An 8,183-nucleotide genomic window follows, 5' to 3' on the forward strand; every position below is an offset into this window, starting at 1 on the left:
ACCCGACTTATTAGGTGTCAGACTAGGAGCCGGATGCAGTGAAAGCTGCACGTCCGCGTTCTGAAGGAGAGGTGTCCCGTGGTAACACAGGCATCGACTCTAATTTAGGGGAGGGGAGAGCGGTGACGCTCAAACCTTACCCGACTATCCCCCCTCGACTCAATCCGTTTCCCGATGTCAAGCTTATTCTGACTGATTTGTATGAGATGGAACCCAAAGTGCTGAGCGAGATTGAGGTGGACGTACTCAATTGCGAGCAATCAGATTTTGCTGCCAATCAATCAACCTAGGCGAACGCACGGGCTTTGCAAACCTGTCCCGTTAATTGAGTTAAGGGATTGTTCCGGCTGCTCGTCCTACCAAATCAACAAAATCTGTCATTGTTCGCTCGAAGCGAGCGACATTCTCAAAGCGTGATTTTTGCGTTGTGTTTAAGGCGAGCGGGGCATAATGTAGGGTTAGACCCCTCGCTGTACCCCGATCGCTTTGAAGAAGATTTAGAGCCAAAAAAAGAGAGTGGATTGCGACGCGGAGCCCAGCACCAAATCCATAGCTGGGCAGAACAAGAGGCGCAGCGTGACACGCCCGTAGTTGTGGTATCTGGGTTAGAAAGCGTTTAATCACCGCATTGGGCAACCGACGTTCGTATTTTGTGTTTCCGTTCGTCAAGGTTGTGCTACGGGATTTGTATGGGATGGAGCCAAAAGTTTTGAGTAAGGCAGTTTCGCGGGGAAAATTAAGTATTATCAATACGAGAGCGTGCTTGCTACAAATCATCCGCACCGCACCCAATCAAGGCATAGATTGCGCCGTTTGACAAAAGCGGCTCGCATTACTTGGAGGCTCGCGCCGCCTTGATAAGTAGCCCAACAAAGGTTGTTGCAAGCAGCCACTACCTTCACAGTAGGTCAAACGATCAATTTTGTCGTTTCAATTCTACCTAGATAATCAGGACAACAAATTCAATGGCAAAAAAAGCAAAAAAGCTCTGGCTTTCTTCTTCTCCAAAACAGTCTAAACCTACAGTGCCTGATACTGAGAAACAATTAATCGAACAAAAATGTAATGAGTTAATTCAAACAGAATTTAAGCCCAAATATATCGACTCTCCACCCACAGACCATGATTTCAACTATCGAACGGATATCTTTGGCAAGTGGTATCGCAACTATTTTTACTTCTGCTCAACTTATAATTGTCCGAGTCCGAGGGCGATTTCCCCGTCTTTTGAGTCTCGCTCCGCCCGCCTAGAATATGTTGGGCCAGATTGTTTTAATGCGGCCTACATGAGACATACGGGGCAATGGTGGGAAATTCTGCATGGTTTGTCTTTAGAAGAATGTTTATCCGAAATTAGAAACAATCCCCTGTTACATCCTTAATCGTTGCTCTAATTGGCAATCGTTCTTTTAATTATCGAATTGGCTCTCCTGACGGAGTATTTTGTGTTTCCCAAGGTCAAGCCAATTCTGAATGATTTGTACAGGATGGAACCCAAATTGCTGTCTGCTGTTGAGTTGGATGGAAAAGGCTCTTGGGAGAGAAAATGATGTGAGTTAAAATCGAGATGTCAACGAATTAGATAAGTGCCATCGCACTTACAAACATAATTGATTGCAATACAGTTACCAGTATTAATTCAGTAACAATCGCTAAAAAAGTTAGGTAATTATGAACCTTTTCACTCCTAAACCAAAAGTATACTCGTGTACAGACCCAATAATTTACTACATAAAGCACCCGTTCTGATTATACAATAGGCATATAATGTTCGCTAGAAAAAAGTCAAGCTAATCGCTCACTGAAAACGTGTTAATACTTTGTTGAAAGGTGGGCAGGCGCTCTTCAAATTCCTCAGCACTGGTAGAGAATACAACAATCCAGATATTGCTCCCCTGCTTAATGGTGTACATTATCTGTTTGACAGTTACACCCGAAATTGTGGCTTCTGTCACGATCTGACCTGCCTGATAGCGGTCAAGCGTCACCTGCTTCCGCTCCACTACGCGATATTCGCTGGGTAATTGTTTGGTAAGTACATCCAAGTATGTATCTGTTGTCACTGTAGCTCCAACTGGCTCTGCTGCAAGAGCGAGATTACTCAGAACACCTGATTTACTAACCTTCGAGTCAAAAGCCCAGATGACGAATGCGGATGGATTCTGCTTGAGATACTGAGCTATCTGCTGATAGTAGGGCCCCAAAGATTCCAGCTTCTGAACCACCACGTCCAGATATTGGCTGAGATCTCCGCCGCTATAACTCTCGGGTAACTGCAATTGTGCACCGCGTCCCTCAAATTTTTTCCAACCAGGGATGGTGGTTTGTGTGGCGGCAAACGGACTTGATGTTTGTTGAGAGGTTTGTGGCTGCTTGCAGCCTATGACTAGGCTTGGTAGCAACAGACAGAGTACCAGCAAAAAGTTTTTCTTATTCATGGAATTAAGGTTTATACTCCAACTTGGTATCACTCATGATTGTACGTCTGAACGCTACTGGGTATGAGATTTGATATATTGTTGGTACTTCGGCGAATGTAACTTTAAGACTTCTCTTTGTGATTAATTTCATCTAAATAACCAGCAGATTGATTTATCTTGTACTTGGACACAGGTCACGGTCAGTTGGCGGTTTATGGCGCGCTTGTAACTCTCTTCTTCAGAAATCCGCTGTAAGGTGGTGGGATGGCGGAAATATACCGCACCGCAGACACCATCTATGCTCGTGCTATCCTCGGCACAAGGTCTTTCTCCGCGCCCAAGAATCCCCACGTCATTTTTGTTTGCACGCCATCTTCCCAGCGCAAAGTCCTTCCTCCGCCTCCAGCCCAAGAAACCGACTCATAGATACAAGTTTGTTTAAGTTCTACCAGGTCTCGGCGACGCAACCAACAGGAAACAGATGCTCCCTCAATTCTGCCGGAGCGTGCAGGTATGACAACAATGCCCAGTGCTAGAATCGGTAGGAAAGCAGACAAAGTTTTCAAGTTTTTATTCACGGTTAATATATTCGGAAATAAGGGAAGTGTCAGGGTTAGCAAGTTCTATTGTCACCATAACCAATCTATTACCAAACTTGTTGCAGATCGCCACCAATACGCCAATTGTTGGAGAAACCGAACCAAACCAAACACCAAACCATGCCCCCAATCTCGAAGAGTGCGGTCGCTACACTTTATATGCACGCAAGCCCAGCTCCCATTGCACCGGCCTGCCTAACTAATTATTTCGCGTTTCCTTTCGGTCAAGGTCGTGCTGTGGGATTTGTACGAGATGACACCCAAAGTGCGAGCGTAATGTTGAGTTGGATGCGATGGGCGATCGGGATGGAAGATGATGTGAGTCAAAATTGAGAGAGCAGCGGGTTAGATAAATGCTCAGGAGGCGCCGCCACCGCTCCCAAGTACAACCATTGACTCTTACGCAGTTTAGAGAAGCGCTTTGGTTTCTTACTACATGGTTGAACAGCGACACATAACCTCTTAGGCGATCGCGCTTTTAAGAGTGGGATTAGGCGAGATCCCTCATAGAGCGATGGCTATGGGAAAGCAGCGATTGCCCGCAAAAGTCCTTACGGTGCTGTACATCACCCGCACTTCGTTTTTGGTACGGTTGGCAACCCCGGCGATACTTCCCCCGACGCTCACACGCCAGCAGAGTTCGCTCGGCAAGGTCATCATGGCGTTGCCACAGCATTTTCGGTTTCTAGGAATAGATTTGTACGGTTTTCTTTACTGCCGATTCCTCTGAGTGTTTCGCAATAATTCGGGCAAATACGACTAACAAAGTGTGGTTCTCCTGACTGTTCCTCCCATTTATAAAACGGCATCATAATAACTGTAAGCAATGAGCTTCAACCCAAACAAACTTATAAAGCATTACCAATCTTTGAGGTGACAGATTATGTTGATGCGTTACTGGCAACCATTCACAGAAATTGAAACCATCCGCGAGCAACTCGATAAAGTATTTGACCAACGGACAGCAACGAGAGATAACTCAGAAGCCGCTTGGATGCCAGCTCTGGAATTGGCTGATGCTGGGGACAATTTCGTATTAAAAGCGCAACTGCCTGGAATTGACCCCAAAGACATTGACGTTCAAGTCACCCGCGAAGCAATTTCTATTTCTGGCGAACGCCGCTACGAAAACACAGAAGAAAAACCCCGCTACGTCCGCTCAGAATTCCGCTACGGCAAATTCCACCGGACGCTTCCCTTGCCCGCACCAATTCAAAACGACTCTGTGCAAGCTGAATACAAAGATGGCATTCTAACGCTAACTCTGCCCAAAGTAACTGAAGCTCGCAATAAAGTCGTCAAGATTAACTTAGCCGAAATTGCTGGAGCTTCAACAAATCCCGCTTTGGAACAGGCTAACCAATAACGATGGGGTAAGCGTGTTTAGTGGTGAACTCAGTACGCAGAAAGCTGTGCTTAATTGAGTGAGGCAAATTTTCCTTTCATTGAGCCTGATTGGATTTACTTAGCAACAACGAAACTGGAAAAGCTGATACCGGGAGCGATCATTGCTCTCGGTATTCTTTATTTGGGAAAGCCGAGCGAAAAGTTAGCTACAAATGCCGTGAACTGACGCTGATTCCAGTTAGTCTGTCAAAATATTTCACGCTTGTCGGCACCAATTTCATTGAGTCTGCTCTCGCGGAGAGAGCATTGGCGATCGCCGGACATCACCGACTCATATGAGCTAAAGTAGCACAGGTAGACAGACCCTGCCAGCTCAAGCGCGATAGTTAAAGCGTCTCAACCAGGTGATACATCAATTCGGAAAGCAGTCGCCCGATTTGATGTGAGTAAAACGTCTGTCCAACAACTGATAATTTTCTACTTTCCCAATTCCTCAATAGATAATTAGCCGATGAATATCCATAGCCTCTTGAGCCAAACCGAACTCCAACGGGTGAGTGATGGAGCCGTTTTACCCATCTTGAGCGGTTGCGAATCCTCTATGAGGCAATTGGTGGTGCTTTTGCCACAATTGGGAGATTTCGACAGCCTTGAATATGCTTGGTGGTTGCGGCGGGACGCTCAACGGCTTGAAGCAGAAGGGATAGCAATCCGAGCTGTGGGAATTGGCTCACTCTCCTCGGGTCAGCGATTCTGTGGCTATACAGGATTTCCGACCGACTGTTTGTTTGTAGATCCGAGTGCCCAACTGCACCAAAAACTTGACCTGTATCCAGGTTTATCGTTAAAACTACCCGGTTTATCGGCTGCTATCAATGCTTACCTCAATCTATTGTTCATGTGTTCCGGAATTGGTAGCCCTGGCACTCTGGCAGAAGTATGGAGAGGATATCGAGGCGACGCAAGAGCACCTCAATTAATTGGTGATGATGAAATTATCCAGGCTTTTCCTCTTCCACCCCTCAAAGGCTCTACTTTCCGGTGGGCCGGTGGCAAAGGTTTCCAGCGTCCATTTGAATTGGCAACTTTGCGACTGCGGAATATGGGAGAAGTGCTGAGTAATTGGAAAACCTATGTTCCAAATGCTGCTTATCTCACTCAACGAGGCGCAACTTTCTTGTTTAATGCTCAGGGAGATTTAATTTACGAGCATCGAGATCGCGCCATCCTTGGTTTCGCTGCTGATATGAGCAATCCCCTGGCATTTCTATCAGAAATCGTGGCTGATGGAGACTCATTAGGGCAGGGCGATATGCACTAATTACCGCCCTTATGGCGTGGGGCTGGCAGGAGGTAAGAGCGGTCGATAGCGAATGGGCATGGGCTTACGGATAGGGGGATTCATGCGACTGTACTCAATCCCATCATTGCTGCTGGCAATTTCTTGCTTACCATATTCATCCTGTTCCAGCAGCTCCCAACTCTGCACCTCTCCTTTCCAATTAAACTCTACCCAACCATGTCGCCCCGGTTCTTCCCGCCCTTGTCCGTCAACTAGCAAATGCACAATGTAAAGTTGATTGGTGGGCTCACTACCACCAAGAAACCAGTTATCGTCAATCTCCGCCTTGACGTTAGCTTCATCCAATTGAATGCCAACTTGTGAAAACGTAGCCATCGCCATTTGCCTTAAAGTTGCCTGATCCATCCCTTTTGCCTCCTGATTGAGAGATGCCGTGAGCAGCCACTGAGGCTGTGAACTTCCTCACCCCTAACATTACTAAAAACCCAAACCAAAACCCCAACCCGCCCCGCCCTGCCCTTGCCTCCCCGAATGCGAGATTTTTTAGGCCTAGATGAGGCGGTATTCTGAGTAATGGCAACAAAATATCTCGCCATACTAGAGAGAGATGAGCGTTTACAATTATTATGCCTAAACCAAAGAGGTATCCCGATAATTGGTCTGAGATTGCGCTATCAATCAAGGAAAATGCGGGGTGGCGCTGCGCTAAGTGCCGCCAACAGTGCCTCAGACCCGGTAAACAAAGCGGTTTAACTAAATCCGAACGGTGTGCTTTGACTTTGGCGGTGCACCACCGCAATCGAATACCAGAGGACAACCGTCTCGAAAACTTAATCGCCCTGTGTACCGCGTGTCACCTTTCGTACCACAATAGGGGTCAGTCTAACGTATCTCCAGGGCAGTTATCTCTGTTCCCTGATGATGATATTGATTGGGATATCATCGATTCTTCTGGGGAATAGGGACGGGACAATTTATCGACTGTTAAGTTAAAGAATTTGTAGCTATTGCTTCTAGCAGAAACAAACCAACTTTCTTGTGCAGTCCCTGATTTTGCTGAGGACAACCAAGCTGAATCAAGCATTTAGGGCATCCGTCAGAGCATTCGCAAGTTAAGGCAAGAGACATGGCTTTAGCAGCAAATAACGGTAGCTGCTTCCCAATTTCTTCAGATGCTCCATTTCCCCCATCTGTGGTATCAAAAAGGTAAGCAACTATACCCGAATCATCTCGTTCTACTGTACAGTTCACATCGCGAGTAGATGAAAGCACGACGAGGGGAACTGCTAATTGAATTTGATGAGCCATACTGTGCAGGGCAACCATAACTGCATTGCCCCCAAACAAACCCTTTAACTCTTGAGGAATATCATTTCCATATTGAGTTCTTGCACTAGCTTTGTGGCGGTCAACTTCACCTGTAATTGCAGCAATCAGAGGCGGATTTACTTCGACTTTAACAACGGGAGCTTGGTACTGTATTTGATAGGGCGGATTGAACGAGACTGATTTAATAAGTGTATTCATTTCAATCGATTTCAAATTCCGACCACAAGACGTACATATTTTACCTTCAAGGGGCTGTTGGTGGTGGCGACATTTGACATTAGTGCAAGTTGGTCGGTATTCTATTTTACAAAGTTTGTAGCCCGTTACTTCTGATGTAATCTCGCCCCATCCCAAAGTTAACCTCAACCTTGCTTCTGGTAAGCTGGTAGGGATAATGCGGGGCTCTTCTAGGTTTTCTAAAAGTTTGATTTGCAGGTCTAAATCAGGTTCTGTAAACAAGCTGGGGTCTTCTTCAAAGGGTTGGAGGATTGCTTTGTTCTGGTCGATATCTAGGCTCTGACACCGATAAGTAACTAAACGGTTGCTTTCGTCAAAAGCCGTATAAATTGCACCGGCAAAGACTTCTCGATAGGCAATGTCGCGCGACATTTCTTCAAAGGATTCTCCCGTATTCTCATCAATTAATTCAACAGCATCTATAGCGTTGCCTCTAATATTGACTCGCCCATGAGGTTCTCCCCACCCTCGGAGCGTACTATTGGGAGATAGGAAGAGTCTATCTTGATCCAGCAGTTCCTCCGCAACGGCACCTCCCACAGCATCAAATCGGCTTTCTACTTCAACAGCAGGCAAACCGCTTTCGACGCAGCAACATTCAATGTGTTTGCTCACAATGGTGGGATAATTGGGATTAAATGCGGCGCTTTCTACTTCTCCTGATAGCAATTGGTTGGGATGCTTACCGTAATAGTAGTCTAAGGAACTTTGGGCAACTGGCAAAAAGATTACTAATCCCGGATTGATTCTCCCGGCACGTCCCAGGCGTTGACGAAAGGACATAATAGAACCGGGATATCCCTTCACCAAACAGCAATCCAATTCCGGTAAATCCAAACCCGCTTCTAGTGCTGATGTGGAAATAATTACTTCAATAGTCCGGACAGTTTTTAAGCAGCCAAAGTACCATAAGACAAGACTGAAGGAAGGTTAGGGTGATTTAAAATC

Annotated in this window: 12 protein-coding genes; 7 read left to right on the forward strand and 5 right to left on the reverse strand. The window is 46.2% G+C overall.

Translation table 11 applies throughout. The features are described from left to right. The first annotated feature begins 38 nt into the window (after positions 1-38). The 3 genes from QUA77_RS28145 to QUA77_RS28155 all read left to right on the forward strand — a co-directional run bounded on the left by QUA77_RS28145 (position 39) and on the right by QUA77_RS28155 (position 1,382). Positions 39-290, forward strand: coding sequence for a hypothetical protein (locus QUA77_RS28145; RefSeq protein ID WP_333042267.1), 252 nt, complete (start codon positions 39-41; stop codon positions 288-290). Positions 291-380: 90 nt separating this feature from the next. Continuing rightward, positions 381-620 (forward strand): hypothetical protein, encoded by a 240-nt coding sequence (locus tag QUA77_RS28150; RefSeq protein WP_333042266.1) that lies wholly within the window; start codon positions 381-383, stop codon positions 618-620. A gap of 345 nt (positions 621-965) precedes the next feature. After that, a complete protein-coding gene (locus QUA77_RS28155) occupies positions 966-1,382 on the forward strand; it encodes a DUF3024 domain-containing protein (protein WP_333042265.1) in 417 nt (138 codons plus the stop codon). Between the two features lie 408 nt (positions 1,383-1,790). Here QUA77_RS28155 and QUA77_RS28160 read toward each other — a convergent pair whose 3' ends face one another. Together QUA77_RS28160 and QUA77_RS28165 are read right to left on the reverse strand one after the other, a co-directional pair. Next, complete coding sequence (locus QUA77_RS28160; protein WP_333042264.1) at positions 1,791-2,438, reverse strand: hypothetical protein; 648 nt, start codon at positions 2,436-2,438, stop codon at positions 1,791-1,793. Between the two features lie 278 nt (positions 2,439-2,716). Next, positions 2,717-2,977: a hypothetical protein gene (locus QUA77_RS28165; RefSeq protein WP_333042263.1), complete on the reverse strand. Its 261-nt coding sequence runs from the start codon at positions 2,975-2,977 to the stop codon at positions 2,717-2,719. 162 nt (positions 2,978-3,139) lie between these two features. Here QUA77_RS28165 and QUA77_RS28170 point away from each other — a divergent pair, with 162 nt between their 5' ends. Continuing rightward, complete coding sequence (locus QUA77_RS28170) at positions 3,140-3,352, forward strand: hypothetical protein (protein ID WP_333042262.1); 213 nt, start codon at positions 3,140-3,142, stop codon at positions 3,350-3,352. A gap of 171 nt (positions 3,353-3,523) precedes the next feature. Here the strand turns inward: QUA77_RS28170 and QUA77_RS28175 are convergent, their stop codons facing one another. Next, positions 3,524-3,679, reverse strand: coding sequence for a hypothetical protein (locus QUA77_RS28175; protein WP_333042260.1), 156 nt, complete (start codon positions 3,677-3,679; stop codon positions 3,524-3,526). A gap of 223 nt (positions 3,680-3,902) precedes the next feature. Here QUA77_RS28175 and QUA77_RS28180 point away from each other — a divergent pair, with 223 nt between their 5' ends. Together QUA77_RS28180 and QUA77_RS28185 are read left to right on the forward strand one after the other, a co-directional pair. After that, positions 3,903-4,385: an Hsp20/alpha crystallin family protein gene (locus tag QUA77_RS28180; RefSeq protein ID WP_333042259.1), complete on the forward strand. Its 483-nt coding sequence runs from the start codon at positions 3,903-3,905 to the stop codon at positions 4,383-4,385. A gap of 492 nt (positions 4,386-4,877) precedes the next feature. Then, positions 4,878-5,687 carry a peroxiredoxin-like family protein gene (locus tag QUA77_RS28185; RefSeq protein ID WP_333042258.1) on the forward strand — a complete coding sequence of 270 codons (810 nt, stop codon included), beginning with the start codon at positions 4,878-4,880 and terminating at the stop codon, positions 5,685-5,687. A 9-nt stretch (positions 5,688-5,696) separates the two neighbouring features. On the opposite strand, the gene QUA77_RS28190 is transcribed toward QUA77_RS28185, so the two are convergent. Beyond that, complete coding sequence (locus tag QUA77_RS28190; RefSeq protein WP_333042257.1) at positions 5,697-6,074, reverse strand: hypothetical protein; 378 nt, start codon at positions 6,072-6,074, stop codon at positions 5,697-5,699. Between the two features lie 221 nt (positions 6,075-6,295). Here QUA77_RS28190 and QUA77_RS28195 point away from each other — a divergent pair, with 221 nt between their 5' ends. Further along, positions 6,296-6,631 carry an HNH endonuclease gene (locus QUA77_RS28195; protein ID WP_333042256.1) on the forward strand — a complete coding sequence of 112 codons (336 nt, stop codon included), beginning with the start codon at positions 6,296-6,298 and terminating at the stop codon, positions 6,629-6,631. 22 nt (positions 6,632-6,653) lie between these two features. On the opposite strand, the gene QUA77_RS28200 is transcribed toward QUA77_RS28195, so the two are convergent. Further along, positions 6,654-8,111, reverse strand: coding sequence for a Zn-binding domain-containing protein (locus QUA77_RS28200; protein ID WP_333453886.1), 1,458 nt, complete (start codon positions 8,109-8,111; stop codon positions 6,654-6,656). Between the last annotated feature and the right edge of the window lie 72 nt (positions 8,112-8,183).

It is taken from the genome of Microcoleus sp. K5-D4, from assembly GCF_036704575.1.
GTDB lineage: Bacteria > Cyanobacteriota > Cyanobacteriia > Cyanobacteriales > Microcoleaceae > Microcoleus.

Excerpts from the sequence above, each read along its gene's own strand:
- QUA77_RS28180 (WP_333042259.1), top strand. The coding sequence starts at position 3,903 with ATGTTGATGCGTTACTGGCAACCATTCACAGAAATTGAAACCATCCGC.
- QUA77_RS28195 (WP_333042256.1), top strand. The coding sequence starts at position 6,296 with ATGCCTAAACCAAAGAGGTATCCCGATAATTGGTCTGAGATTGCGCTA.
- QUA77_RS28175 (WP_333042260.1), bottom strand. The coding sequence starts at position 3,679 with ATGATGACCTTGCCGAGCGAACTCTGCTGGCGTGTGAGCGTCGGGGGA.
- QUA77_RS28170 (WP_333042262.1), top strand. The coding sequence starts at position 3,140 with ATGCCCCCAATCTCGAAGAGTGCGGTCGCTACACTTTATATGCACGCA.
- QUA77_RS28155 (WP_333042265.1), top strand. The coding sequence starts at position 966 with ATGGCAAAAAAAGCAAAAAAGCTCTGGCTTTCTTCTTCTCCAAAACAG.
- QUA77_RS28185 (WP_333042258.1), top strand. The coding sequence starts at position 4,878 with ATGAATATCCATAGCCTCTTGAGCCAAACCGAACTCCAACGGGTGAGT.
- QUA77_RS28160 (WP_333042264.1), bottom strand. The coding sequence starts at position 2,438 with ATGAATAAGAAAAACTTTTTGCTGGTACTCTGTCTGTTGCTACCAAGC.
- QUA77_RS28190 (WP_333042257.1), bottom strand. The coding sequence starts at position 6,074 with ATGGATCAGGCAACTTTAAGGCAAATGGCGATGGCTACGTTTTCACAA.